Raw genomic sequence first — 24,994 nt, forward strand, 5'->3', positions numbered from 1 at the left:
TAGCAAGATTTTCCATATCGAAACGGAAAAAGGCTTTTATTTTATCCTTTAAAAAATAGAACAAAAATTTGACAGCGTTTTCAGGAAGTGTTATAATGCTCTCAACATAAATAGACTAAAGGAAAGGTGGTTTAAATTTATGTCTTTCTTAACATTTTTATTTAGCTTTTTAGGTATGGTCATTCTGATACCTGCTATTTGTTATGGCTTTTTTAAGCTATCTATTCTCTTAAAAAGCAATATACTATCGCGGGGGAATGCCTACTATACTCTGATTCGATTTGAGCATTTGGACAGCATTCCTCCCTTACTAGACAATCCAAACTTCCTTAAAACAGGTAAATGGGAATATTTCCCTGAAGCTAATTACTTCAAAGGATTCTCAAAACTCTCAGACAGAGAGCTTCAAAACTGGATAGAAAAGGAATATCATCTGAATCCTGGTCAAGTGCTTGTAACTGTACCAGAAACAATGAAAGTTGCTTCTGCCGCAATCAGATTCTAAATCTTAAGAATAGAAAAAGGAGACTAGGATAAACCCTAGCTCCTTTTTTATGAAAACAACTTCTGGTCTTCTTTTTCGGGTACCTTTAAAAACCAAGCTAAAGCTATTACCAAGACCATTAATCCTGCTAGAAAGAAACTCATCATCTCATATCCCGCTGCATCAATAACAGCCCCAGCAAAATGTTGAATAAAAATGGAGCCAAGGCTTCTAACAGTCTGTACTAGGGCAATAGCAGTCACTAAGTACTTGGAGTCTACAATGGCTGAAACAATCTTTAAGGTGACCATAATGAGAAGCATACCTGAAACATGTTTAGAAGCCAAGGTCAAAATGATTTTCGAGGCTAGTCCCAGATTGAGTCCATAAATTGTGTATTGGACTAACATAATCAGTAAAGGACACAATAAGAGCTTTTTAGCAGATAATTTATCCATAAAAAGATAAGAATAAAAGATCAATGGTGACTCACAGATAACAGAAATTGATACAACTGTTGAGGCCATTCCAACACTCAGACCACTATGCTGCAACATGGCAGGAATATAAGTATGACCTGCATTTCCAACTCCTGAATAAAGAGCAACAATCAGTAAATAGTAGAGATAGGTTTTATTGGTCAAAATCTGACTGATATAAGAGTCTTTCTTAGTTTTTGGAACTTCATCTGATTTGGGAGATTCAGAGCGGATTTTAATGGAAAGGACACCGACAATTGTAATGATCATTGCTCCGATGAAAGCAATAAAAATAGCCATAGGAGAAACATATTGGTAGAGTACACCAGCCAGTTGAGAACCTAAAGCATAGCCAATCGTTCCCCAGATTCGAATTTTTCCATAAGTATAGGGACTTCGTGCAGCAAGTACATCCATAACTGGATTGACACCATTAATCAACATAACCACCAAACTGTATCCAATAGTTAAGCCTAACAAATCTCTAACTTGCATAAAATAGATTGCAATAAAGATAATGGCTCCAAAGCTAAACAGGGTCACCTTCTTGATACTCAAGCGGTCATTCAAAATTCCCATAACCGGTTGAGCCAGCATCGAAGCGAAAAAAGCGACCGATACAACCACAGATGTCTGACCAGCTGAAAAGCCCAACCCCAACATATAAACTGAAATCAAGCTTGAAAACAAGGCAAAGGATAAAAAATAAAAAGTATAAACCAGGACATAAGCAAGATAGCTATTATAAAACTTTTTAAACATCATTCTTCTCATTCTTTTTAATTCTTACATTTATAGAAAAACCATTGAAGGGTATTTCTAACATTACAAAAGGGCTGGGAAACCCCAGCCACTAGATATTATCGCCCATTTCGACGCGAATAATTCTGAGAATCATCTTCCAGGTTATCACGTCCAGCAAGAGGTCGATTCCGTTTTTTTCTTCGACCAGACTCAAGAAAAATAATCACAAAAAGTACCAAGACTGGAACTAATAAAAGCAATTTGGGATCTAATATAAGTCCAGATTTTGCCTTATTTGAAGAATTTGCCCCTTGATCATTTTTAGAATCCATAACTGGTGAGTCTCCATCGTCAGCCAGTTCGACTTTCATTCCATCACTAATTAATGTAGACAGGGTTAAAAGTCCATTATCAACTTCCAAAACGCCATCCTTCACAACTAGCTTTGGATTCGTTCCTTTTTTGACAGTCCCATAAAAATCTTTTTCAAGTTTATAGGTTTTTCCATCAATTTTGTGCTCTCCTGCAGTCAGGAGTTTCTTATATTCGTAATCTGCGTAGGCTTTTTCAATCAAAGCATTTCCAAATGGATGACGATAGTACTCACCATCCTGATCAGACCAATCTCCGACCCCCATAATCACACTGATAATACGTTGTTCACCACGTTTGACAGTTGCAATATAGTTGAAGGCTCCTCTAGGACTGGAACCTGTTTTTAAGCCATCTACTCCTTCCAGTCCATACTTGGCTCCCGGAACTGAGTAATTGTAAGTCTCAAAGGTTTCTTCATAAGGTGTTCCTTTTTTGACAGTAACTACTGGCTTATTTGTGTATTTGAGAATACCAGGATATTTCTTAACAAAATTATAAGCAAGGATAGCTAGATCGCGAGCCGTTGTCTGGTTAGCTGCATTATTATCATATCGTTGAGGAGTGTAGAAGCCTTTAAAGGATGAAGCCGCAGCTCCACTCGCATTGTACCAATGTGTATTGGTCATGCCAAGTTCTTTAGCCTTACTATTCATTTGGTCCAAAAAAGCGTCTGGATCATTATTAGATAAGTAATTCGCAATCATAACCGTCGTTGCATTAGAAGAAGGAACGACTGTCATAGTTATCAGCTCAGATATTGTATAATCTACACCCGCTACAATTTTGTTATTGGAAATTTCATAAATTCCAGCAATATTCTGGTCTGTCTGGCTAGCTTTGATGATGGTATCTTCTGAAAGCTTTCCTTGCCCCATAGCCTCAAACAAAAGATAAAGTGTCATCAATTTACTCATGCTCGCTGGATCTCGAACTTCATCAATGTTATCCTGCCAAAGGACATCTCCCGTGTTCCCATCTATAATCAGTGAAGATCTGGGACGATTGATATCTTTTACATCTGGATAGGCTTTCCGAGTAATATCCATCAGCTCATCTGAACTAACTGTAGCTGCCCCAAATAATAATGTTACCAAGCAAACAAGTGTTATCCATTTCTTCTTCACCAGAAGCCTCCTAATTTTTCATCGTTACTAATTAGTATATCATATTTCCCAAACAAAATAGAAAATATTTTAGAAAATACATCTGAAAAGTAGATATATTTTTTCAAAAAAATCCCACCTGATAAACAGGCAGGAATTTTTAGTTATCTAATAGGCTAAGTGCTTCTGCATCTGCAATAATCGTAACATCCTCATGGCCCTGGAGTACACTGGCCGGCAACTCCTCAGTAACAGGTCCTGCTACTGTTCCAGCAATTGCCTGAGCTTTTCCTTTCCCATAAGCAAACAAGACAATTGACTTGGCAGCCATAATATTTGCAATCCCCATAGAAATTGCCTGGGTCGGAACTTGGTCAATTGTTTCAAAGAAACGAGCATTTGCTTCGATTGTAGACGGAGTTAAATCAACCAGGTGGGTTTGACTATCAAAACTTGTTCCTGGCTCATTAAAACCGATGTGACCATTAGTTCCAATTCCTAAGATTTGGAAATCTACTGGATTCTCCGCTAAAATTCTGTTGTAATCTGCTGTCTCTTCTTCAGCATCCTCAGCTCTTCCATTTGGTAAAAAACTCTTTTTAAAAGGTTTATGAGAAAAAAGGTTTTCATTCATAAAGTAATGGTAAGATTGGGGATCATCAGCCTCTAAGCCAACATACTCATCCAGATTTACACTGACTAAATCAGAGAGATCAATATCGCTTTCAATTAATTCCTTATAGAAACTAAGCGGACTACTACCAGTAGCTAAACCAAGTGTTTTAGCGCCTTCTGCTAACTTTCTTCTTAAGATTTCTACTGCTACTTTCCCGCCTTCATTTTGGTCAGCTACTTGAATAATTTTCATCAGAATCCTCCTGAACTTTTCTCTAATATTATTATATGGTATAGACCAATTTTTGTCAAGATAGAAATTTTCATATTTTAAATTTTGCCAGCAAAGAAAGATAAAATCGTGATATAATATAAGAATGTTACTGTATTTATTACTTTTATTTTTACTGGGTGTTGTCTTTCTCGTACTCAGCCTATTTTTTAGAGCCATCAAAACATTAAGAATGATAGCTCTTTGTATTGGAATTTTACTAACTAGCCTTCCAATTTTATGTTGTGCTTACTTTTTATGGATTATATGGACTGTTTAAGGAGAAATAATGAACACTGCCGATTTTGACTTTCACTTACCAGAGGAGCTTATTGCCCAAACTCCTCTTGAAAAACGCGATGCCTCCCGTTTATTGATTGTAGACCGATCAAGCGGAGAATTTTCTGACCAGCATTTTGACTCAATTATTGATCAACTCCAGCCTGGCGACGCCCTTGTCATGAATAACACTCGGGTCCTGCCTGCTCGTCTCTACGGTGAGAAACCTGGAACTGGTGGTCACGTTGAACTCTTACTTTTAAAGAATACTGAAGGAGATCAATGGGAGGTCTTAGCAAAACCAGCTAAACGTTTGAAAGTTGGTGCTCAAGTTTCCTTTGGGGATGGTCGACTGACAGCTACGGTTGTGGATGAACTAGAACACGGGGGACGAATTGTCCGCTTTGACTATCAAGGGATTTTCTTAGAAGTGCTAGAGAGCTTGGGTGAAATGCCCCTGCCTCCTTATATTCATGAAAAATTAGCAGATCGCGAACGCTACCAAACTGTCTATGCTAAAGAAAATGGCTCCGCTGCTGCCCCAACAGCTGGACTTCATTTTACCAAAGAACTGCTTGCACAAATTGAAGCCAAGGGAGTTAAGTTGGTTTATCTGACCCTTCACGTCGGACTTGGCACCTTCCGACCAGTTTCTGTTGACAATCTAGAAGAACACGAAATGCATTCTGAGTTTTATACTTTGTCTGAAGAAGCCGCCTCTACTCTCCGCGAGGTTAAGGCAAATGGTCACCGTATTATCGCTGTCGGAACAACTTCAATCCGAACTCTAGAAACCATCGGAAATAAGTTCCAAGGCGACATTCAAGCTGATTCTGGGTGGACCAATATTTTTATCAAACCAGGCTACCAGTGGCAAATTGTTGATGCCTTTTCGACCAATTTCCACTTACCTAAATCAACTTTAGTTATGCTAGTCTCAGCCTTTGCCGGACGAGACCTAACCTTAAAGGCTTACGAACACGCTATTGCTGAGCGCTACCGCTTCTTCAGCTTTGGAGACGCTATGTTTATCAAATAGTAGGTAATTTTATGAATAAAATAGAAAGTAGACATCGTTTAATTCGTTCCCTGATTATGGAGAAAAAAGTCCATACTCAACAAGAACTTCAGGAACTCCTTGAAGCCAACGGTGTTATTGTTACCCAATCAACCTTGTCTCGTGATATGAAGGCCCTCAACCTGGTCAAGGTCACTGAAAACAATATTTCTTACTATGTTATAAATAGTATTGCTCCTTCTCGCTGGGAGAAGCGCCTGCGTTTTTATATGGAAGACGCCCTCATCATGCTACGGCCCGTTCAGAATCAAGTTGTCATGAAAACTCTCCCCGGACTAGCCCAGTCTTTTGGAGCAATTCTGGATGCACTGGAATTACCTCAAATTGTTGCAACTGTCTGTGGAGATGATGTTTGTTTGATCATTTGTGAAGACAATCCATCTGCCATTGAATGTTTTGATAAGCTTAAAGAATTTGCCCCACCATTTTTCTTTAGTAAATAAGCAAAAGGAGTTGAAATTTTCAACTCCTTTTATTTTATTCTCCAGCCAAACGGAAGATCGTTTCCGCATAGATATCCATTGCCCGGTAAAGGTCATCTAGTTTAGCTCGTTCATTAGCCTGATGTTCCGTCTGCTCTGCTCCTGGGAATAAGGCCCCAAAGGCTACACAGTTTGGCATGGTACGAGCAAAGGTTGCTCCTCCTGATGACATAGCTGGACTATCGTCACCAGTTTTTTCTTGATAAATACTCATCAAAGTACTTACCAACTTGCTATCTTTTGGTACATATAAAGGCGCTAGATAATCAAACTCCTCATAAACCAAGCGATAATCAGATGCCTTGTCTGTTAATGTTTGAACTAATTTTTCTTTGTCTGCTAAAACAGGAATTCGAATATCAATTCGGATTTCTGATTTTTCGGAACTGACTGTCAATCCGGCAATATTAAAAGATAAACTTCCGGATGGTTCATCTGAAACGGGACCAAATAAGTGGGCTCCTGTTGCATCTTCTCCTACCGCTTCGGCAATAAAAGCTAAAGCAGGATGTGGAGCAAGAACTTGGAGTACCTTAGCCAGTCGAACAATTGCATTGACTCCCTCAGCAGCATCTTTAGCATGTTTTGGAACACCAAGAACTGTCACCTGATTAGCCGATACTTCGTAATCAAAGCCTGTCGCTCTTAGACCCGCAATTACTTTCTCTAAGAAAGGACCCTGGTAACTAGCTTTAGCTGGTACAACATTAAAAGCATCCCCAGCTTCAAGTTTGATAAAATCGGACCCTGGTCCATGCAACTTGACCTGTAAAAGTCCCTTTTCAGCATAGGTCAATGGAAAGGATGAATCAGGAGCGAAACCAAGAGTCGCCCTTTCTTCCAATTCATTGTATCTACCCATGCAACGCCAGAGTGTCTCCTCATCTGTTCCGAAAATGAAACGCACCCGTTTTTTGAAGCGAACTCCACTATCCAGCAATGCTTTAACTGCATACAAAGCTGCCATTGATGGTCCTTTATCATCTTGAACACCGCGTCCAAAGAGATAGCCATCTTTTTCAGTTGCCTCAAACGGTGGTGTTTGCCAATCTGCTTCTTCACCTGATGGAACAACATCCAAATGACAGAGAACGGCCAGGAGTTCTTCTCCCTGACCGATTTCTGCATATCCATAATAACCTTTAGGATCGAGATAGGTTGTAAAGCCTATTCCTCGACATATTTCTAAAGTTTTTTCTAGGACATCTTGAATAGCTTGTCCAAAAGGTGTTCCATTTTCATTTTCATTAAGAACAGATGGGTAGGAAATAAGAGTTTTCAAAGATTCGAGAAATTCTTTTTTTACTTGTTCTGTTAGATAATTTTTCATGGAAGCACCTCACATCTCTTAACCAATAGCTGGAATGAAGGTACCCAAGAGAAGCAACAAAATGCTGACAACGATAATGGCTACAATCAATTTACCAATGAATTTCCACCAAGTACCAAGGCTGATACGGCCAAGAGCAAGAGCTCCCATAACGATACCTGAAGTTGGTGCTACCAAGTTAAGAACACCTGAAGCTGATTGATAAGCAGTGATAATCAAGCTTCCTTTCACATTGACAAACTCTCCTAAAGGTGCCATGATACCCATTGTTGCGCTGGCAAGACCAGATGAAGATGGGATTAAGAATGACATTGGCAAGTAGAAAATGTAAGTCAAGATAATGAATAGTTGAGATGACAGACCTTTAAGTCCTTGTTCACCCCAGTGAAGGATAGTTGCAGTAATCATACCATCGTTCATGATAACTTGGATACCACGCGCGATCGCTACGATAAGGGCAACACTGAGCAAGTCAGCAGCACCATTCATGAAGGCTGAGATAATCTTGTCTTCTTTAAGACCATAAACGATACCAATCAAGATACCCATAAAGGCAAAGAGCATTGCGCCTTCTGGGAAGTACCAAGTACCTAAAGCCCCAGTTGAAGAACCAATAATTTTACCAATTACAGGAAGACCTGTTAACCAAGAATTAAAGTTTTCAAAAAGATTGATATGAAGGTCTGTCCAAGGGATAAAGCTGGCAACCATGATAACAAATGTTGCAATGAAGAGATATAAAACATGTTTTTGTTTCTTACTCAAGACAGAAGGTGCATCATCGTTATCCGTTACATTGAAGTGTTTCAAATCTTCTTCTCTTTGGCTATATACCAAAGATTTGGTAGGATCTTTTTGAATCTTATCCGCATAACGATAAACAAAGTAAGTGCTCATTGCAACCATTACAAACCAGAAGATAAGGCGTAGCACAATACCATCTGCTGTCGGCACGCCTGCTGTATCCGAAGCGATAACTGTTGCAAATGGATTTAGAGTGGATGCCAAACATCCAATTTGAGATCCAAGTAAGATAATGGCTACGGCGGTAATACTATCAAAACCAACCGCCATCATTACAGGAACAAGAAGTGGGTAGAAAGCCATAGTTTCTTCACCCATACCATAAGTTGTACCACCAAGGGCAAACAGAGGCATAAGGATGACAATCAACATTTTTTCACGGCCTTTGTACTTCTTCACGATAGAAGCAATCCCTACATCTAAGGTTCCAGTTTCATTAACAACACCAAGGAAACCACCTACCATCAGGATAAAGAAGGAAACGTCAATCGCTGCCTTTGTAGGTTCGTGTCCAAGCATCGCACGAATCGGTGCCATGAGAACATCCCAAATCCCTTGAGGGTTAGAAGCAACCTCTTTATATGTTCCAGCAATCAGGTTTCCTTCTTTGTTGACATCATACTGACCAGCCGGAATAATCCAAGTTAGTGCTGCCATAACAGCAATGATAATAATCAACACGGTATAGGAAGAAGGCATCCTAAACCCTTTTTTTGTTTCTTCACTCATTGTTTTCTCCTCCTAAAATCTAACAAAGTGCAAAAAACCAAGCTCTCTCCTTGAATAAATATCCAAGAAAATGTTTATTTATCACCTATATTTTATCATATTGACATGGAAAATACCAGTGTTTTTTAGAGCAAAACTTTTAAACTAGTCTATAGTTCAAAACTTATTTCAGTCTTTTTGAATAATTGTTCCGCTTTCAGATTCAATCAAAGCACCCAGATTTTCTAGTGAAGTAATAACCGCTTTACCCTCTGGACGACCGTTAACGAAGGCAATAGCTGCTTCAACTTTTGGAAGCATACTTCCTGGAGCAAATTGATCTTGTTTGATATATTCTTCCAACTGAGCAACATTCACATGTTCTAATTTTTCTTGATCAGGTTTATTGTAATTTACAAAGACATAGTCTACTCCTGTCAACACGATGAAGAGATCAGCTTCCACTAACTCAGCCAAACGTTGAGAAGCAAAGTCTTTATCAATAACAGCTTCAACTCCTGAAAGATGACCGTTGTCTTCCTTAATGACAGGAATACCGCCACCACCAGCAGCTACCACCACTTGGCCATCATTTAAAAGAGTACGAATTGTGTCAATTTCTTTAATGTCAACCGGTTTTGGTGAAGCAACGACCTTACGCCAACCACGTCCAGCATCTTCTTTGAAAGTTGCACCGCTCTTTTCAGCTTCTGCTTTTGCTTCTTCTTCTAAATAGAAAGGACCGATTGGTTTGCTGAGGTTAACAAAAGCTGGGTCGTTCTTATCTACAACCACTTGTGTCACTACTGAAGCAACGTTTTTGTCAATTCCTTCATCCAAGAGAGCATTTTGCAAAGCATTTTGCAACCAGAAGCCGATGCTTCCTTCTGTCATGGCTACGAGAGAGTCGAGTGGAAAAGCAGGATTCTTTTCAGAGTCTGCTGCCAAATGTTGCAACAAAAGATTTCCTACTTGAGGACCATTCCCGTGAGTAATGATGAGGTCATCTCCATTTTTAATCAGTTTCACCAAATGCTTGGCAGTCTCCACCAAGGCTTCCTGCTGTGCTTTTGCTGATGGATCAGATGAAAGGATGGCATTTCCTCCCAAGGCTACAACGATTTTACGATTTGCCATATAATTCTCCTTCAACGCAAGGTAAATGCGTTTTAATTTTGATTATAATAATGTCCTCCAGTTTGTTTTTCAATTTAGAAAGACAAACTGTTTGACTATTAAAAATGAGGGCGGACTAAAGCTATTAGTCGCAGCCCTCATAGCTGTTGGTATTACAGTTTAATTGTTTCTAAGGTTATACTTTTGGAATGTAAAGATTACCTAAGGTTGCAGCCATAACTGCTTTAATTGTATGCATACGGTTTTCAGCTTGGTCGAAATGACGAGCATATTTACTGCGGAATACTTCGTCAGTTACTTCCATTTCTTCTACGCCAAATTTTTCAGCAACATCCTTACCATAAACAGTATTTGTGTCGTGGAAAGCAGGCAAGCAGTGCAAGAAGATCAAGTCTTCGTTATCAGCTTTCTTAACCAAATCCATGTTTACTTGGTATGGTTTCAAAAGAGCAACACGTTCTGCAAATTTATCTTCTTCACCCATTGATACCCAAACGTCAGTGTAAAGTACATCAGCACCTTTCACAGCTTCGTCAGCATCTTCAGTGATTAAGATGTGAGCGCCACTTTCTTTCGCAAATCCTTCTGCCAATTCAACAATTTCTTGTTCTGGGAAGAGTTCTTTTGGAGAGAAGATGTGAACGTTAACACCAAGAATTGCACCAGTCACTAGTAAGCTGTTAGCAACGTTGTTACGTCCGTCACCACAGTATACCAATGTCAAGCCTTCTAGGCGACCAAAGTTTTCTTGAACTGTCAGGTAGTCAGCTAACATTTGAGTTGGGTGCCATTCGTCAGTCAGACCATTCCAAACTGGAACACCTGAGAATTCTGCCAATTCTTCTACCATACGTTGGCTGAAACCACGGAATTCAATACCATCAAACATACGGCCCAAAACTTTAGCTGTATCTTCAGTTGATTCTTTTTTACCAAGCTGAATATCATTAGCACCAAGATATTCTGGGTGTGCGCCAAGGTCGATAGCTGCTGTAGTAAAGGCTGCACGCGTACGAGTAGATGTTTTTTCAAACAAGAGAGCAATATTTTTACCAGCAAGGTAACGGTGCTCAATGTTACGTTTTTTCAAATCTTTCAAGTGAGCTGAAAGACCAATAAGGTATTCTAACTCTGCACGGGTAAAGTCTTTTTCTGCAAGGAAGCTACGTCCTTGGAATACTGAATTTGTCATTCTTTTATTTCCTCTTTCTATCTATTAGAATTTCTTAAGATATTGAACGTTTAGATTTCTTCACGTTCGAATGGCATTGACATACAACGAGGTCCACCACGACCGCGAACCAATTCACTTCCGCGAATCTTAATCAAACGTAAGCCGTATTCTTCTAGTTTCTTATTAGTAACTGTATTGCGGTCATATACAACAACAACACCTGGAGCGATTGTAAGTGTGTTTGAACCATCGTTCCATTGTTCACGTGCTGCAGCAACAACGTTGCCATCTCCACATGGAATCAATGATACTTTTTCAACACCAAGGTTTTCAGCAAGAAGTTCTGCTAAATCTCCTTTTTCTTCAACGATCTTCAATTGTTCGTTTTCATAAGTTACTGTGAAGACGCGAAGATTGCCTTGGATTTCTGGGTGAATAGTAAATTTATCGTAGTCTACCATTGTGAAGACTGTATCCAAGTGCATGAATTTACGGTTGTTAGCAAATTCGAAAGCCAATACTTTCTTGAAGCCAACGTTTTTCTTGAAGATGTTAACCAACAATTTTTCAATTGATGCAGCATCAGTACGTTGTGAGATACCAACTGCCAATACATCTTTAGAAAGAACCAACTCATCTCCACCTTCGATACGAGTATCTTCTTCACGATTGTAAACAAGTTCAACATTTCCACCGTAAACTGGGTGGTATTTGAAGATATATTTACCATACAAAGTTTCGCGGTTACGTGTATCTGCGTACATGTGGTTGAGTGATACTGCATTACCGATTGTAGCAAATGGGTCACGTGTGAAGTAAAGGTTTGGCATTGGATCGATAGCGAATGGATAGTCTGATTCTACCAAGTCAGTCAAGCCTTTTGCTTCTTCTGGAATTTCTGGCAATTCAGCTTTTTGTACACCAGCCATCGTTTTTTCAACCAACTCTTGGTTATCTTTAATACCTTGAAGCAACTCACGAATAGCCACTTTAGTTTGGCGTCCGCGGATATTTGCTTCATCAAGATATTCTTCGATGAATTGGTTGCGAATTTCTGGTGAAGTCAAAGACTCAGCAGCCAGTTTTTCTAGATATAGCACTTCGATACCTTCATTGCGAAGCGCTTGAGCAAAGTTGTCGTGTTCTTTTTGTGCATCTTCCAAAAATGGAATATCATCAAAGAGAAGACGTTCGAGATAGTCTGGCATCAAGTTTTCCAACTCTTTACCAGGTCTATGTAACATAACTTTTTTCAGTTTTCCAATTTCTGAGAAAACATGAATTGGATGTGTAGACATCTACTTTCCTCCTTATTCTTTGCGGTTTAGGTTTTCCTAAGCCCGTTTACATATATTATTCTAGCATTTTTTGAAAACACTTACACAAAAAAACTGACACTCTAAATGCCAAATTTTTATCACTTTTAGATTTTTTTTTAATATTTTTATGTTTTGAAGCGTTTTCTTTGCATATTTTGTATCTTTTATGATTTTTGCGAATATTTATTTTTTTATAAAATCTTTGTTTATACAAAAAAAGAAAGTCGGTCCAGTAGACTAACTTTCTTTGAAATATTTCATAAAATATTCTCTATCTGTAAAAACTAGCTGCTTGTGCTCATAGCTAATACGACCTTCTTCTCTTAACTTTTTGAGGACCTGATTAACTGTTTCACGGGTTGTTGCTCCTAGCTTAGCCAACTCCTTCATACTAATTGGAAATGGCAAAACATCCCCTGTTTTGCATAAATCCATACATAAGATCGAAAGGGACTGAACAACTCTGTCTGTTGCACTGACCGCAACAACATTTCGCAAGCGTAATTCTTGAAACTCCAAGATTCTGGATAGTTTCTGCGTAATAAACAACAGCTGATTCACATTTTTCTTAGAAAAATCTTCAAACAATTTCATAGGAATACTAAAATATTCCACCTGTGTCACAGCACTTGCAGTATAATGATAGCGCTCATCAAAGAAGATGCCACCATAAGGGAAAACATTCCCCTTTTTTATATAATCAGTATAAGAAAAAGTATCGGTAGCATCATACTGTTCTATTCGAGCATATCCTTGATAGAGAAGAAAAAGGCGATCACGCCGATCTCCAGAAAAAAAGATAATTTGACCTTTAGAAACCTTATGAAATTGAATTTCAATGGCTAATTTATCAAAAGACTCTACTGGAAAATTCTCAAATGCAGGATGCTGGCGGATAAACTGATAATGTTCCTTATTAATCATAATAACCCTTTTTTATTTGATAATGACAGTATATCATAAATACGCTTACAAATAAAGATATATCTATGTATTCAGCTTACAAATAGAAGATGGCAATTATAAACAATAAAAATCCGATTCCTACAAAAAGATAAGCCAGTTTTCTATTCAGGGGTTGTCTGTTTTCTTGTACTTTTTTTGGCAAGTAATTGCCTACAATTATGAAAACCAAAGCAACCACCATGGCTGCTATTTTACGGATATCAAATTCCTCATTTAACCCCCGATAAATGGTAGCTAGATATAGCGAAACAAAGGAAAAAGGGATTATCCAGCGAATAAGGTGCTTAAAGGTTCTATTCAAGATATCTTTGGCAATGGTTGTCCAGTAAATCATAACTTCTAGCAGCATCATGACAATTGGAAAAGCCGAAACTACTAAAAACTTAGGTAAAAAAGCATTTCCTTTTCCAGATAAGTCAAAATGAATAGCCAGGTTTTCTGGTAATGTTTGATAGACCCATACGGCATATAAAACTGGCAAGAGCGTGACGCCAAGTGCCCAACCTAATTCTTGTAAACTATTTTTTTTCATTTCCATTTCCTCCTCCGAGAGATTGGAACCAAACTAAAATTTCCTCAAAAACTGTGATATCTAAACTATAATAAATAAAGTTTTTCTTTTTTTCTTCTAATAATAAGCCTGCCTTTTTCAGCTGCGATAAATGGTAGGACACTGTGGCAGGAGTTAGCTCAAAAGCTTGAGCTATTTCTCCCGCCGACTTAGGGCCCTGTTTAAGCATTTCTAAAATATTTCTCCGGACTGGATCCGCTAAAGCTTTAAGTGTTTGATTGATTCCCATGATAAGAACCTTCTTTCAGATAACTCTTCATTATTTTCTTGGTCAGATAAGCTAGACCAACTACTTCAATAAAGAATATGGCCTCAACAACTAGAGGTGAAAGCAACTGAATCTGTCCCAGTGCAGGAGCTAGATCAATCAAAGCATGGAATCCTAGAGCAGCTAGAAAATAAATCGGGGCCTTTTCTTTGACTGACTTCCAAGCCCAAAAGCTTAGTAAGACTTGACAGATCACTGCCACGATGCGTTCAAAAACCAAAAGATAGATGCTTCCAGCACTCAGAGACTTAATATAGTCAATCGTTGCTTGAGGAACTTTCGTCACTAACTGCGCATTTCCCTGAGTCACTGCTTGAGCTATAATCCAAAAGTTTAAGAGACTCACAATTCCAACAAACAGAGCCTCAATACCGCCATGCCCCAAGCCATAAGCCAAACCATCGCTAACTGTCATTGGGCGCTTCTTTTGTAACAAGTAAAAGACGATCCATCGGGCTGTTTCTTCAAAAATAGCTGCCACAGCAACACCATAAAGGACATATAGCCAAGGATTTCCCGTCTGCAAAGCTATGCTTCCATCAGCCTGAGGCTGTAAAACAATCCAGTGCAAGATTTTTTCAAGAACTTGGCTTGATAAATAAAAACCAACTCCTCCTAAAAAAAAGACTACTAGAGAAATGTGCTTGCTCTTTTTGAAATAAATAACAGGAACTAAGACTGCCACTAGAATAAGCAACATAGAAATCATAATATGTGTAGTAATCATAGTCATTCTCCCAAAGTATTTCGATTGTTTTCTAAATAGAATTATACACCTCTATCTTTTAAACGTCAAGGATATTTCGATATTTTTCTAAATAGGTTCCGTTATCAGTTTTACTTATACTATTTAAAGTATCATTCATTATAAGAAAAATATGCTCAGATCTGTATCTAAGCATACTTTTAAAATTTTATCATTCATTGTCAATCAATTCTTATTAACCCGATGCCATTCATTGATAACATAGGCTAGTTGGCCCACCTGCTCAATTCCAAGTCCGCTGATTTCATCACTAGATTCAGTACTGCCTCCTAAGTAAGCCGTATAGAGAGCTACAATATAGGGTTTCTCCTCCATAACTAAAGCATCAACGTTTAGCGCTTCACGAACATAACCTGGCTTTTGATAAATAGTAATATCGCGTAGATAGCGCTTATAATATTCACCAGGGAAGGATTCGCCAATATAGTAAAGAATATCCTTATATTTCTCTTGATTTTTAGAAAGATATTCTAGTACTTGGATATAATAATCCGTTGTGGTCTTATTATTTTCACGACTAATAGTTTTCAGATCGCCCTTGGACTGACCGTAGCGGCTGAACATCTCATAGGCCTTGTCCATCCCACCTAGGCGCTCGGCTAAAGCGTAGGCTGGTGTATTTTCAGAATAAACCAAGGAATACTCTTGCATATCAGGAATCGACATGGCACCATTAAAAGCTGCAACATAATTATCATGTTCTCCTTGATACTCAAAGTGAGTTTGGGTAATATCAAAGCGCTCTTCCATTGATAATTTCCCCTCTGCCACCTCATCTACTACCAACATATTGAGTGGTAGTTTGTAAGTTGAGCCGGCTGTCATAGGCTGAGTATCATTCATGGCAAATGTTTGACCTGTCGTCAGGTCTTTATAAGAAAAGGCAATCTGCGATTGTTCAATTCCCGCTTCAGCTAAATAAGCCTGAATGACCTGAGTCAAATCCAAATTTGCATAGTCATAACGTAAACCTAAAGCATCCATAGTCGGCCCATCCGCCTCCATGACTTTTTGCTTTTCTTCAGGACTTTTTTGAACAGGCTTGGTTTCTTCTGGTTTTTCTATAGTCGCTTCTTTGTCTTTTTGACTCTGATGACTAGCAGAGCTTGTAGATTCAGCATTAATCCGACTTTGTTTCTCATAGGCCATCTTCCACTCAATAGCAAAGAAGATAAATAAACAGATCAAGCAGAGGCTGGAAATGACAGCAACGGCAATTGTTATATATTTTTTAGTCAAATTTTTTCTCCTAATTTTTAGTATTATAAAAAAATATGAGAAAAATAACAAGTCTAAAGGGCAAAATAGTAACTAAAAAAGCGAATCTACACGATTCACTCCTAATTTATATTATTTAGCTGCTGCATAAAGTTCGTTAACTTTATTCCAGTTGATCACTGAGAAGAAAGCTTTGATGTAATCAGGACGAACATTACGGTATTTAACATAATAAGCATGTTCCCAAACATCCAAGCCCAAGATTGGAGTTTTACCTTCTGAGATTGGAGTATCTTGATTCGCAGTTGAAACCACTTCTAATTTGCCTTCTTTATTGACAACCAACCAAGCCCAGCCTGACCCAAAACGAGTTGTTGCTGCAGTTGTGAAAGCTGCTTGGAAATCTTCAAAGGATCCAAAAGTAGCATCAATGTCAGCCGCTAATTCTGCAGAAGGTGCTGTCTCTTCTGCTGTCATCAATTCCCAGAAAAGAGCGTGGTTAAGGTGTCCACCACCATTGTTGATAACTGCTTGACGGATATCAGCTGGAATAGACTCGACATCAGCCAATAATTTTTCTAAATCTTCGCCAATTTCAGGGTGTTTTGCAAGTGCTGCATTGACATTTGTTACATAAGTATTATGGTGTTTGTCATGGTGCAAGTGCATAGTTTCTTCATCGATATATGGCTCCAATGCATCATAAGCGTAAGGAAGATCAGGTAAAATAATTGCCATTTGCAAAACCTCTTTTTCTTTATTTATTATGAAAATGATAACGCAATCATGTTTTTTTTTCAACTATTTTGCTTACAGATTTCCAGTTGCAATCCTAAGCAATGCAAGATCAAATAGATAATCCTTTTCGTAAAGTCCAGATTTAATCTGATAATCTGTTTCAATCAAGCAAGCCATCGTTTTTTTCAAAAAGGATAGATCCAAGGAACGGGCATCCTTTAAGGCAAACTTGACTTGATAAGGATTGACCTTTCGCCCCAGATAATCAGATAAGTCCGATACAATCTGGCTTTCAGCTCGGCTCTTTTCAGCTAATAACTTAACCTGGGTAAAAATACGGAACTGCCCTAACATGATGGCAATCAGTTTGATTTCATCTTCTCCTTGTAGCCTTAGATCACTAACAAGACTTCGAGCTTCATCAACCCTTTGCTTTAGGATTAACTGAGTCAAGTCAAAAATATTGTCCTGCAAGGTCTTTGGAATAGCTTCTGTAACATCTTCAAGCTCAATTTGACCATCTGGCTTATATCCCTTTAAAAAAGATAAATTCTTACTAATTTCGCTAAATTGAAAGCCCGATTTAATCAAGAGTTGATCAAACACAGTCGGAGCAAACTGAAGATTCTTTGCTTGAGCTACTTTACTAAAATAGGACCTTAAATCCTGTTCTTTCGGCTCTGATGCTTCAAAAATCTCTGCATCTCGTTTTAAAAGCTTAACAATTCTACGTTTGCTGTCTAACTTTCCTTCTGCAAAGATAATTAGCTTGGTTGTCTCAACTGGATGTTCCAAATACGTCTCAAAAGACTTCAATTCATCATCTGACAAATTTCGCTTTTTAGCAGTTGTGATATCTATAAAATGATCTAGAATAATAATTTTTTCATCTGAGAAAAAGGGAAGACTCACCAAGTCTAATTCCACTTGCTGGTACTCCACTTCCTTCATGTCAAACAGCGCATAATTCAAGTCAGCTGCATTAAATTCAATTTGCTTCAACAACTGTTCTTTCAGCAATTCGAACTGTCCCAAATCATCTCCTGTTAACACAGTAAGGGGAGGTAGATTGGATAGATTTATTTTTTTGATGGCTTCAATTGCTAACAAGAAATCCTTCTCCTAGTTTGTCTTATTTTGGTTCTCTATATTATACCACACAGCTTAAGATAATGCCTGTCCAATCTCATTCCTAAGTGGCTAGCGAACTGTTTCTATCTTCCAAGAACTCCATCCTTTAAATCGAATAGCACCCTGCTCATCTGTCCGTAAAATCTTGGTCTGGATTTTTTCAAATCTTTCTAAAGTTTCCTGATGCGGATGCTGGTAGCGATTGTTTTTACCAGCTGAAATCAAGGCCAACTTAGGCTTAATATGCTCTAGAAATTCTGGACTAGAAGATCCTTTAGAACCATGATGCCCAGCTTTGAGCACATCTACTCTTAAATCTGGATAGGCTGTCACCATCTGACCTTCACCTGGAGCTTCTAAATCTCCTGTGAAAAGAAACTTGGTCCGGAAAAATTCACCATACAAGACAATTGAATCATCATTACCTCCATCTCCTTGAGTAAGCGGGTAGAGCACTTCAAGAGCCGAATCAAAAATAGGAAGCCGATCTCCCACCTCGACTACATGAACTTTAGCTTTCATCTTCTTTAACTTGCCTACAAAATCAGACTGAGTCATACTTCCTTTGGAAACATAAATTTCTCGGATAGAAAAATGCTTGGCTAAGTCCAACATATCTCCCATATGGTCTGTATCTGTGTGAGTCAGGACTAATTGATCCAAGTGATCCACTCCTCGACTTTTTAAATAAGGGATTAAGGTCGTTTCCGCATTGCTTTTTCTCACGCGCTCTTGCCAAGCCTCTTTTTTACCAATCTCCACCCGTCCTCCTGTATCAATTACAATGGTTCGGCCTCTGATATCTCTCAGAAATATACTATCTCCTTGTCCAATATCAACCACTGTGATTTCATTTTGCAAGGGATATTTACTTAGGAAAAATAGCAAGATTGCTAACAGACTCAGACCAGCCTTAATCTTTTTTTGTTTTCTAAAATCATAGAGTAAGGCTAAAGCTAGTAGAAGAAGAATAAGCAAAGTCAGATTGGGCTGACCTAAAACTATTGGCCTTGTTGACAGACCAGCTACCCAACGTATAACTATTTCCAGCCATTGGAAAAAGATATTAACTTGAGTGATGGCAAACAAAGGCGAAAGGACAAAAATTAGACTCAAGAGAGGCAACATAAATACATCAAAAACGATTGAAAAAAGGAAGGTCAAGAGGATAGACCAAGGCTGGAATTCTGCAAAATAATAGATAAGAATTGGTAAAATACCTAGCGAGATGCTTAAACTCTCTAGCACTGCTTTGCGAAAACCACTAGAATCTTTAAAGTCCAACATCGTGATGATAAAGGCATAAGCGCAAGATAGGACTCCGCCTGTTGTCAGGAGAAAGCTTGGCATAAGAAGCATTAAGACCAGCATGGTCATCGCAAAATTATCCAAGCGCCTCACTCCAAATTGAGACAACAACTTTTGCACTAAACTTCTCACTACTGACACAGAAAATCCGGTCAAACCAGCATAAATAAAGGACAAAGGGAATTGCAACCAATCTACTGTTTCCATTCTTAAGCCAATGCGTAGAAGAATTTTTCGAAAGACATCCATAAAAAAGCCAACTTGCATTCCTGATAAAGCAAAAAGATGGATAATTCCTAAACTTGAGTACAAGTCATTCATCTCTGCAAAATCAATATCTAAATCACCAAACAAGAGTCCTGTCATGTAGTGACTCATCGGGCTTGGAAAAGTAGACTTAATGAAAACCAAGGCCTTCCTACGCCAAACAGACAGCCAATCAAATGGATTAGCAGACTGACTAGAACGACTAGAGATAATCCCACTGACCTTAACCGTCCGATAGATTCCCTGACTTTTTAAATAAGCCTGATAGTCAAAGCCAGAGAAATTGCGCTGTCCTTCTGCTAGATTGAACTCCGCTTCTATCTCTAAAGTGACCAAGTCAGTTAGTTTTTGAAAAGTTTTTTTCTCTCTTGGACTTGCTAATTTGTAGTAGAGCTGATAGAGTCTGCCAGCTATTCTACCACGGAATGACAGGGAATCTCCATTTACTTTAATTGTATCTGGTAAAACTAAGACTTGTCTTGCTGGAGCTGGTTGAGACTGAAAGGTTCGCTCCGTCAACTCGCGTCTAGCATAAAAAAAGATAGCAAAACAGGCTAGGATAGCCAAAGTTGGCAACCATTTCTTTCTTGGATAATGCCAGATTAGGCGAGCTATAAGCAGAAAAACTCCCAGATAAGCGAGCTTTTCCCCACTATAAATAGCGAAGTAAAGCCAAACCAAAAGAAAGCACAAATAGATTGGTGAAAGGGGAAGTTTTTTAATCCACTGTGACATATTCTTTTAATTTTTCCAGAGTTTTGGCCCCAATACCTGATACATTTTTTAGATCATCTACAGACTTAAATCTACCATTGGCTTCTCGGTAAGCAATAATATCCTGAGCTCGTTTTTGTCCGATGCCTGAAATAGTTTGAAAGTCTGCTTCTGTTGCTGTATTTAGATTGACCAGCGCGGATTTCGCCTGGCCCGTTCCTGATGTTGCACTTGCAGGGGCACTCGTCGTAACATCTACAGCATTTTCTCCGACCTTGGCTACATATACTACCGCCTCGTCGCTCAGTTTCTGAGCCTGATTGACGGATTTTAAGTCAGCTTCGTCAGTTAAACCACCTGCCTTTTCTAAAGCATCATGAACCCGACTATTAGACTGCAACTGATAGACACCAGGCTTTTTTACCGCACCCTTGACATCAACTGTAACCAACTGATCTTCTGTCTCGGCTTGACTGATCTCATTACTCTTGTTACTTTTTTCATTCATATATGAACTAGAGGAAGAAGTTTGCTCTGTCAATTGCTGAACATCTGTCCCCCCTTGGTCTCTTCCCTGTAGTAAAATAAAGCCTGCTGCAATCACCCCCAATAGACCAAGACCTAGAGCAATTTTATATTGCTTTGCTTTTTCTATCAAATCTTCTATCATCATTTCTCCTTTAGTAAAATTAAGTATTACCTATTTATTCGTAAAAGAAGAAAAAAAGCCAAGTAAACTTGACTTTTGATAATTTTAGGATATTTCTTAATTTCTTTTACTGATTCTATAAATCCAAGCATGAATGGTTGGAGCCTGTTTATGTAGAAAAAGCAGATTACCTAAGAGAGCTAGCATGACTAGAATGCTGAGCAGAATCAGTAAAACCCAAGAAACTGAATTCTGAGATAAATAGACCGCTAAAATCACTAACAAGATTGGAAAGGTTAGAACTGCAGTCAGTCCACCTGGAAGCAAAGAGCGAAATTTTATAACCTGACTAATGTGGCCCAATAAATGCAAGGTATGACAGATAGTAATTGCTAAGGCTAACTCAGAAAATCGGCAGAGAATTGCTACTAAGAGCAGGAGGAAAGCTAAAATAAATTCCTCAGCAATCATCAAGGCTAAGCTCTCGGCCGAAGGATAACTTGACTTTCCTGCAATGAACATTTCCTTCTGATAAGCAGGGTGGTCTTGATTCTGTTTGATCCAAGGTTTGACAAGTATAATTTCATCAAACTCATGAATCATAAAAAGCGATAGGACGATAAAAGACAATAAGGCTAGTGACATAGCTTCTCCTTTCTCCTAAAAGAAAATGACAACTAATCCTATTTTTTATGTTTATCCGGATCCCAGACGAAGCTAGCTAGGAAGCTAAAAAGAATAGTTAAGAGACCAATGATAGCTGCTGGAACAAAGGCCAACAAGCGCAATACACGCCATAAGATGTTTGGCGCTTTAGCTTTTTGATAAGGAGCAACCTCTGCATCTAGTCGATCAAACTCTGCTTGAATCCGTCTTGCCACTTCTTCAATCCCTGCGTCATCCATCCGCTTAATATCAGAAATATCAATTGGATTACCAAAATTCATATCCACCCGTTGACCAGAAGCTAATCCCTTAAGAGACATAGGACCAGCGTAAATGGCTGGCATAATCCGAACCTTGGCCATCTTGGCAATAACAGCAACACCACCCTTAACATCCGTTGAATGACGACTGCCACTTGGAAACATGATCAAGGAACGATTGCTCTTTTTCAGCATGTTGACAGGGTATTTGATAGCTGAAGGTCCTGGATTTTCACGATCAATAGGGAAGGCACCACACATCCGAATCCACCAGCCGAAAATACGATTTTTAAACAACTCTTTTTTAGCCATAAAGATAAATTGCTTAGGCTTGGTAGCAAAAGCCATATAAACAGGATCCCACCAGGTCCTGTGTGGTGCGACTAAAATATAATTTTCATCCTTAGAAGGAATTTTATCCAAATTGTGATAATGGGCGTTTCCATTTAAAGCCCATAGAATAAACATTACTAATCCTCTTAAATAGGTATAAAACATAATCACAAACCTTTCTATGCATTCACTTTTCCATTATACCTCAACCTTCTATCAACTGCAATGTTTTTCATTTTTGCTTGGAGGCAGATTCCATTAGAAATTTTCCCTAAAAAATGATATGATAGCGACATGGAAAATATGAAAAACGTTACTGGTTTAACATCTGACCAGGTGTCTGAAAAAATCCAACAAGGCCTAACTAACGATTTTACGGCTAAGACCAGCTCCAGCACTTGGGATATTATTAAACGCAATGTGTTTACACTATTTAACGCTCTAAACTTTGTTATTGCTCTTGCGCTGGCTTTTGTTCAAGCCTGGAGCAATATGGTATTCTTTGCAGTCATATCATTCAATGCCTTAACTGGTATTATGACTGAACTTCGGGCAAAACGAATGATTGACAAGCTGAATCTTATGACTAGAGAAAAGATTAGCGTGATTCGAAATGGCCAGCAAGAAAAGATAGATCCTGAAGAAATCGTTTTAGAGGACGTGATTCAGTTGTCAGCTGGAGAACAGGTTCCCAGTGATGCTATTGTACTAGATGGCTTTGCAGAAGCTAATGAAGCCATGCTTACTGGTGAAAGTGATCTCGTACTCAAAGAAATTGGCGATCAATTGCTGTCTGGTAGTTTTTTAGCCAGCGGACAGGTCTTAGCCCAGGTATCTCAAGTAGGGGCTAATAACTACGCTGCTAAACTGATGCTAGAAGCCAAAACTCTTAAGCCACTTAACTCTCGCATCTTGGATTCATTGAATAAAATCGCTGCTTTTACTGGAAAAATCATCATTCCCTGTGGTTTAGCGCTCTTCTTTGAAGCCTTACTTATCAAACAGCTTCCTGTCAAAGACTCTGTTATCAATTCATCAACAGCCCTGTTGGGTATGCTTCCAAAAGGAATTGCCCTGTTGACTATCACTTCGCTCTTAACAGCTGTTATTAAACTGGGGATGCGCAAGGTCCTGGTCCAAGAAATGTACTCTGTCGAAACTCTAGCGCACGTAGATACTTTATGCTTGGATAAAACAGGAACTATTACTGAAGGTAAGATGAAGGTTGAGCAAGTTTATCCCTTGTCAGAATCTATTTCAGCAGAGACCATCTCAGATATTTTAGCAAGCTATATGGCCAACAGCGAGGATAAAAATCCTACTGCGCAAGCTATTCGTAAACGATTCCCTTCAGCCCTAACAAAATACCAAACATCAAATATCATCCCCTTCTCCAGTGATCGAAAATGGGGAGCCATGGAAATGGAACCCTTTGGGACTATCTTCCTGGGGGCGCCAGAAATCTTGCTTCATCAGCAAAACCTAAAACCAGTTCAAGAAGCCCAAGAACGTGGTTCTCGTGTTCTGGCTCTGGCTTCTAGTACTGATAAACTTAACCACCAGCACATGACGCTTCCCCAACAGATTGAAGTTCTGGCTGTCTTAGAAATTACAGATCCTATCCGGCAAGGGGCTGCTGATACACTCGAATACTTGCGATCCCAAGACGTTAATCTGAAAATCATCTCTGGTGATAATCCAATTACTGTTTCAAATATTGCCGCCAAGGCAGGCTTTGAGAACTATCAAAACTATCTTGACTGTTCGACTGTCTCAGATACTGACTTGATTGCTACAGCTGAAGAAACGGCTATCTTTGGCCGTGTGTCTCCTCACCAGAAAAAACTCATTATTCAGACTTTGAAAAAAGCAGGCCATACAACAGCCATGACTGGTGACGGGGTAAACGACATTCTAGCCCTGCGCGAAGCAGACTGCTCAATTGTTATGGCTGAAGGAGATCCTGCGACACGGCAGATTGCTAATCTCGTTCTTCTCAACTCAGACTTTAATGATGTCCCCGAAATTCTCTTTGAAGGTCGGCGCGTGGTAAATAACATTGCCCGTATCGCTCCTATTTTCTTGGTGAAGACCATCTACTCCTTTATCTTGACCATGATTTGTATCGCCAGCATTTTGTTAGGAAATAAAGAATGGCTTCTAGTCTTTCCTTTCATTCCAGTGCAAATCACCCTCTTTGACCAATTTGTTGAAGGATTTCCTCCTTTCGTACTTACCTTTGAGCGCAATATCCGTCCGGTAGAGCCTAAGTTTCTAAAAAAGGCAATTTTCAAAGCCCTACCAAGCGGACTCATGGTTGTCTTCAGTGTACTCTTTGTCCGAATTTTTGGTACTTATAATGGCTGGAGTTCTCTTGATATGTCTACAGTATCTTACTACTTACTAGGAACCATTGGTTTTCTTTCTGTTGCTCGTGCCTGCATTCCACTCAATCTTTGGAGAATTCTTCTCATCATCTGGTCTATTGGAGGATTTTTCGGAACAGCCTACCTCCTTCGTTCCTTTATCGAAATTGGAACCTTGACCAGTCAAACTACCCCTATCTTCCTTATCCTGGCCTTGGTCTTCAGCCTTATTTTTATCTTGGTCAATTACCTCCAAGAAAAAAATGAACGGCCTTCTAATGGCCAATTCAGCAATTGAAGATAGAATTACAAAATATTCATTAAAGTTCTAACATTTTTCTAGTTAGAACTTTTTTCTATTCAAGATTGAATTCGTCCTTTGACTCGTGCT

The 24,994-nt window shown here is 38.9% G+C and carries 23 protein-coding genes; 4 read left to right on the forward strand and 19 right to left on the reverse strand.

Annotated features, from left to right (window positions below; genetic code table 11):
- Nucleotides 1-139: 139 nt before the first annotated feature.
- Entirely contained in the window at nucleotides 140-505 is a 366-nt protein-coding gene (locus tag AWH02_RS09980; RefSeq protein WP_060554148.1) for a hypothetical protein, read from the forward strand.
- A gap of 47 nt (nucleotides 506-552) precedes the next feature.
- Here AWH02_RS09980 and AWH02_RS09985 read toward each other — a convergent pair whose 3' ends face one another.
- The 3 genes from AWH02_RS09985 to AWH02_RS09995 form a co-directional block, all read right to left on the reverse strand.
- Nucleotides 553-1,725: an MFS transporter gene (locus AWH02_RS09985; protein ID WP_060554147.1), complete on the reverse strand. Its 1,173-nt coding sequence runs from the start codon at nucleotides 1,723-1,725 to the stop codon at nucleotides 553-555.
- 98 nt (nucleotides 1,726-1,823) lie between these two features.
- Nucleotides 1,824-3,206, reverse strand: coding sequence for a DUF1958 domain-containing protein (locus tag AWH02_RS09990; protein ID WP_060554146.1), 1,383 nt, complete (start codon nucleotides 3,204-3,206; stop codon nucleotides 1,824-1,826).
- Nucleotides 3,207-3,345: 139 nt separating this feature from the next.
- Nucleotides 3,346-4,053, reverse strand: coding sequence for a glucosamine-6-phosphate deaminase (locus AWH02_RS09995; protein WP_060554145.1), 708 nt, complete (start codon nucleotides 4,051-4,053; stop codon nucleotides 3,346-3,348).
- A 307-nt stretch (nucleotides 4,054-4,360) separates the two neighbouring features.
- Here AWH02_RS09995 and queA point away from each other — a divergent pair, with 307 nt between their 5' ends.
- Both queA and AWH02_RS10005 read left to right on the forward strand, forming a co-directional pair.
- Nucleotides 4,361-5,389: a tRNA preQ1(34) S-adenosylmethionine ribosyltransferase-isomerase QueA gene (gene queA / locus AWH02_RS10000; RefSeq protein ID WP_060554144.1), complete on the forward strand. Its 1,029-nt coding sequence runs from the start codon at nucleotides 4,361-4,363 to the stop codon at nucleotides 5,387-5,389.
- An 11-nt stretch (nucleotides 5,390-5,400) separates the two neighbouring features.
- A complete protein-coding gene (locus AWH02_RS10005) occupies nucleotides 5,401-5,871 on the forward strand; it encodes an arginine repressor (RefSeq protein ID WP_012130653.1) in 471 nt (156 codons plus the stop codon).
- A gap of 34 nt (nucleotides 5,872-5,905) precedes the next feature.
- Here the strand turns inward: AWH02_RS10005 and AWH02_RS10010 are convergent, their stop codons facing one another.
- From AWH02_RS10010 to AWH02_RS10085, 16 genes are all read right to left on the reverse strand, one after another.
- Complete coding sequence (locus tag AWH02_RS10010) at nucleotides 5,906-7,240, reverse strand: dipeptidase (protein ID WP_060554143.1); 1,335 nt, start codon at nucleotides 7,238-7,240, stop codon at nucleotides 5,906-5,908.
- A gap of 18 nt (nucleotides 7,241-7,258) precedes the next feature.
- Complete coding sequence (locus tag AWH02_RS10015) at nucleotides 7,259-8,773, reverse strand: YfcC family protein (RefSeq protein ID WP_008809516.1); 1,515 nt, start codon at nucleotides 8,771-8,773, stop codon at nucleotides 7,259-7,261.
- Between the two features lie 168 nt (nucleotides 8,774-8,941).
- Nucleotides 8,942-9,889: a carbamate kinase gene (gene arcC / locus AWH02_RS10020; RefSeq protein ID WP_060554142.1), complete on the reverse strand. Its 948-nt coding sequence runs from the start codon at nucleotides 9,887-9,889 to the stop codon at nucleotides 8,942-8,944.
- A gap of 175 nt (nucleotides 9,890-10,064) precedes the next feature.
- Nucleotides 10,065-11,081: an ornithine carbamoyltransferase gene (gene argF / locus AWH02_RS10025; protein WP_012130656.1), complete on the reverse strand. Its 1,017-nt coding sequence runs from the start codon at nucleotides 11,079-11,081 to the stop codon at nucleotides 10,065-10,067.
- 50 nt (nucleotides 11,082-11,131) lie between these two features.
- A complete protein-coding gene (gene arcA, locus AWH02_RS10030; RefSeq protein ID WP_060554141.1) occupies nucleotides 11,132-12,361 on the reverse strand; it encodes an arginine deiminase in 1,230 nt (409 codons plus the stop codon).
- 258 nt (nucleotides 12,362-12,619) lie between these two features.
- Nucleotides 12,620-13,306 carry a Crp/Fnr family transcriptional regulator gene (locus AWH02_RS10035; protein WP_060554140.1) on the reverse strand — a complete coding sequence of 229 codons (687 nt, stop codon included), beginning with the start codon at nucleotides 13,304-13,306 and terminating at the stop codon, nucleotides 12,620-12,622.
- A gap of 76 nt (nucleotides 13,307-13,382) precedes the next feature.
- On the reverse strand, nucleotides 13,383-13,880 hold the full coding sequence (locus AWH02_RS10040) for a DUF1648 domain-containing protein (protein WP_060554139.1): 498 nt from the start codon (nucleotides 13,878-13,880) through the stop codon (nucleotides 13,383-13,385).
- A complete protein-coding gene (locus tag AWH02_RS10045; protein WP_012130660.1) occupies nucleotides 13,867-14,148 on the reverse strand; it encodes an autorepressor SdpR family transcription factor in 282 nt (93 codons plus the stop codon). Before AWH02_RS10045 ends, AWH02_RS10040 begins: the two co-directional genes overlap by 14 nt.
- Nucleotides 14,126-14,914 (reverse strand): YhfC family intramembrane metalloprotease, encoded by a 789-nt coding sequence (locus AWH02_RS10050; protein ID WP_060554138.1) that lies wholly within the window; start codon nucleotides 14,912-14,914, stop codon nucleotides 14,126-14,128. Before AWH02_RS10050 ends, AWH02_RS10045 begins: the two co-directional genes overlap by 23 nt.
- 204 nt (nucleotides 14,915-15,118) lie before the next feature.
- On the reverse strand, nucleotides 15,119-16,192 hold the full coding sequence (locus AWH02_RS10055) for a serine hydrolase (RefSeq protein WP_081041949.1): 1,074 nt from the start codon (nucleotides 16,190-16,192) through the stop codon (nucleotides 15,119-15,121).
- Nucleotides 16,193-16,303: 111 nt separating this feature from the next.
- Nucleotides 16,304-16,909: a superoxide dismutase gene (locus AWH02_RS10060; RefSeq protein WP_045503938.1), complete on the reverse strand. Its 606-nt coding sequence runs from the start codon at nucleotides 16,907-16,909 to the stop codon at nucleotides 16,304-16,306.
- Nucleotides 16,910-16,981: 72 nt separating this feature from the next.
- A complete protein-coding gene (holA, locus tag AWH02_RS10065) occupies nucleotides 16,982-18,019 on the reverse strand; it encodes a DNA polymerase III subunit delta (RefSeq protein WP_060554137.1) in 1,038 nt (345 codons plus the stop codon).
- Between the two features lie 90 nt (nucleotides 18,020-18,109).
- On the reverse strand, nucleotides 18,110-20,350 hold the full coding sequence (locus AWH02_RS10070; RefSeq protein ID WP_060554136.1) for a DNA internalization-related competence protein ComEC/Rec2: 2,241 nt from the start codon (nucleotides 20,348-20,350) through the stop codon (nucleotides 18,110-18,112).
- On the reverse strand, nucleotides 20,334-20,999 hold the full coding sequence (locus AWH02_RS10075; RefSeq protein ID WP_060554135.1) for a helix-hairpin-helix domain-containing protein: 666 nt from the start codon (nucleotides 20,997-20,999) through the stop codon (nucleotides 20,334-20,336). The genes AWH02_RS10070 and AWH02_RS10075 overlap by 17 nt, the downstream gene beginning before the upstream one ends.
- Before the next feature lie 96 nt (nucleotides 21,000-21,095).
- Nucleotides 21,096-21,623 (reverse strand): HXXEE domain-containing protein, encoded by a 528-nt coding sequence (locus AWH02_RS10080; protein WP_060554134.1) that lies wholly within the window; start codon nucleotides 21,621-21,623, stop codon nucleotides 21,096-21,098.
- A gap of 38 nt (nucleotides 21,624-21,661) precedes the next feature.
- Entirely contained in the window at nucleotides 21,662-22,402 is a 741-nt protein-coding gene (locus AWH02_RS10085; RefSeq protein WP_060554133.1) for a lysophospholipid acyltransferase family protein, read from the reverse strand.
- 129 nt (nucleotides 22,403-22,531) lie between these two features.
- On the opposite strand from AWH02_RS10085, the gene AWH02_RS10090 reads away from it, so the two are divergent.
- Nucleotides 22,532-24,901, forward strand: coding sequence for a cation-translocating P-type ATPase (locus AWH02_RS10090; RefSeq protein ID WP_060554132.1), 2,370 nt, complete (start codon nucleotides 22,532-22,534; stop codon nucleotides 24,899-24,901).
- Nucleotides 24,902-24,994: the final 93 nt, after the last annotated feature.

Origin of the sequence: Streptococcus gordonii, assembly GCF_001553855.1 — a bacterium.
Lineage (GTDB): Bacteria > Bacillota > Bacilli > Lactobacillales > Streptococcaceae > Streptococcus > Streptococcus gordonii.

What these genes read in the sequence shown, in the direction of transcription:
- AWH02_RS09980 (WP_060554148.1), top strand. Translation starts at nt 140, where the DNA reads ATGTCTTTCTTAACATTTTTATTTAGCTTTTTAGGTATGGTCATTCTG.
- AWH02_RS09985 (WP_060554147.1), bottom strand. Translation starts at nt 1,725, where the DNA reads ATGTTTAAAAAGTTTTATAATAGCTATCTTGCTTATGTCCTGGTTTAT.
- AWH02_RS09995 (WP_060554145.1), bottom strand. Translation starts at nt 4,053, where the DNA reads ATGAAAATTATTCAAGTAGCTGACCAAAATGAAGGCGGGAAAGTAGCA.
- queA (WP_060554144.1), top strand. Translation starts at nt 4,361, where the DNA reads ATGAACACTGCCGATTTTGACTTTCACTTACCAGAGGAGCTTATTGCC.
- AWH02_RS10005 (WP_012130653.1), top strand. Translation starts at nt 5,401, where the DNA reads ATGAATAAAATAGAAAGTAGACATCGTTTAATTCGTTCCCTGATTATG.
- AWH02_RS10010 (WP_060554143.1), bottom strand. Translation starts at nt 7,240, where the DNA reads ATGAAAAATTATCTAACAGAACAAGTAAAAAAAGAATTTCTCGAATCT.
- AWH02_RS10015 (WP_008809516.1), bottom strand. Translation starts at nt 8,773, where the DNA reads ATGAGTGAAGAAACAAAAAAAGGGTTTAGGATGCCTTCTTCCTATACC.
- arcC (WP_060554142.1), bottom strand. Translation starts at nt 9,889, where the DNA reads ATGGCAAATCGTAAAATCGTTGTAGCCTTGGGAGGAAATGCCATCCTT.
- argF (WP_012130656.1), bottom strand. Translation starts at nt 11,081, where the DNA reads ATGACAAATTCAGTATTCCAAGGACGTAGCTTCCTTGCAGAAAAAGAC.
- arcA (WP_060554141.1), bottom strand. Translation starts at nt 12,361, where the DNA reads ATGTCTACACATCCAATTCATGTTTTCTCAGAAATTGGAAAACTGAAA.
- AWH02_RS10035 (WP_060554140.1), bottom strand. Translation starts at nt 13,306, where the DNA reads ATGATTAATAAGGAACATTATCAGTTTATCCGCCAGCATCCTGCATTT.
- AWH02_RS10040 (WP_060554139.1), bottom strand. Translation starts at nt 13,880, where the DNA reads ATGAAAAAAAATAGTTTACAAGAATTAGGTTGGGCACTTGGCGTCACG.
- AWH02_RS10045 (WP_012130660.1), bottom strand. Translation starts at nt 14,148, where the DNA reads ATGGGAATCAATCAAACACTTAAAGCTTTAGCGGATCCAGTCCGGAGA.
- AWH02_RS10050 (WP_060554138.1), bottom strand. Translation starts at nt 14,914, where the DNA reads ATGATTACTACACATATTATGATTTCTATGTTGCTTATTCTAGTGGCA.
- AWH02_RS10060 (WP_045503938.1), bottom strand. Translation starts at nt 16,909, where the DNA reads ATGGCAATTATTTTACCTGATCTTCCTTACGCTTATGATGCATTGGAG.
- AWH02_RS10070 (WP_060554136.1), bottom strand. Translation starts at nt 20,350, where the DNA reads ATGTCACAGTGGATTAAAAAACTTCCCCTTTCACCAATCTATTTGTGC.
- AWH02_RS10075 (WP_060554135.1), bottom strand. Translation starts at nt 20,999, where the DNA reads ATGATAGAAGATTTGATAGAAAAAGCAAAGCAATATAAAATTGCTCTA.
- AWH02_RS10080 (WP_060554134.1), bottom strand. Translation starts at nt 21,623, where the DNA reads ATGTCACTAGCCTTATTGTCTTTTATCGTCCTATCGCTTTTTATGATT.
- AWH02_RS10085 (WP_060554133.1), bottom strand. Translation starts at nt 22,402, where the DNA reads ATGTTTTATACCTATTTAAGAGGATTAGTAATGTTTATTCTATGGGCT.
- AWH02_RS10090 (WP_060554132.1), top strand. Translation starts at nt 22,532, where the DNA reads ATGGAAAATATGAAAAACGTTACTGGTTTAACATCTGACCAGGTGTCT.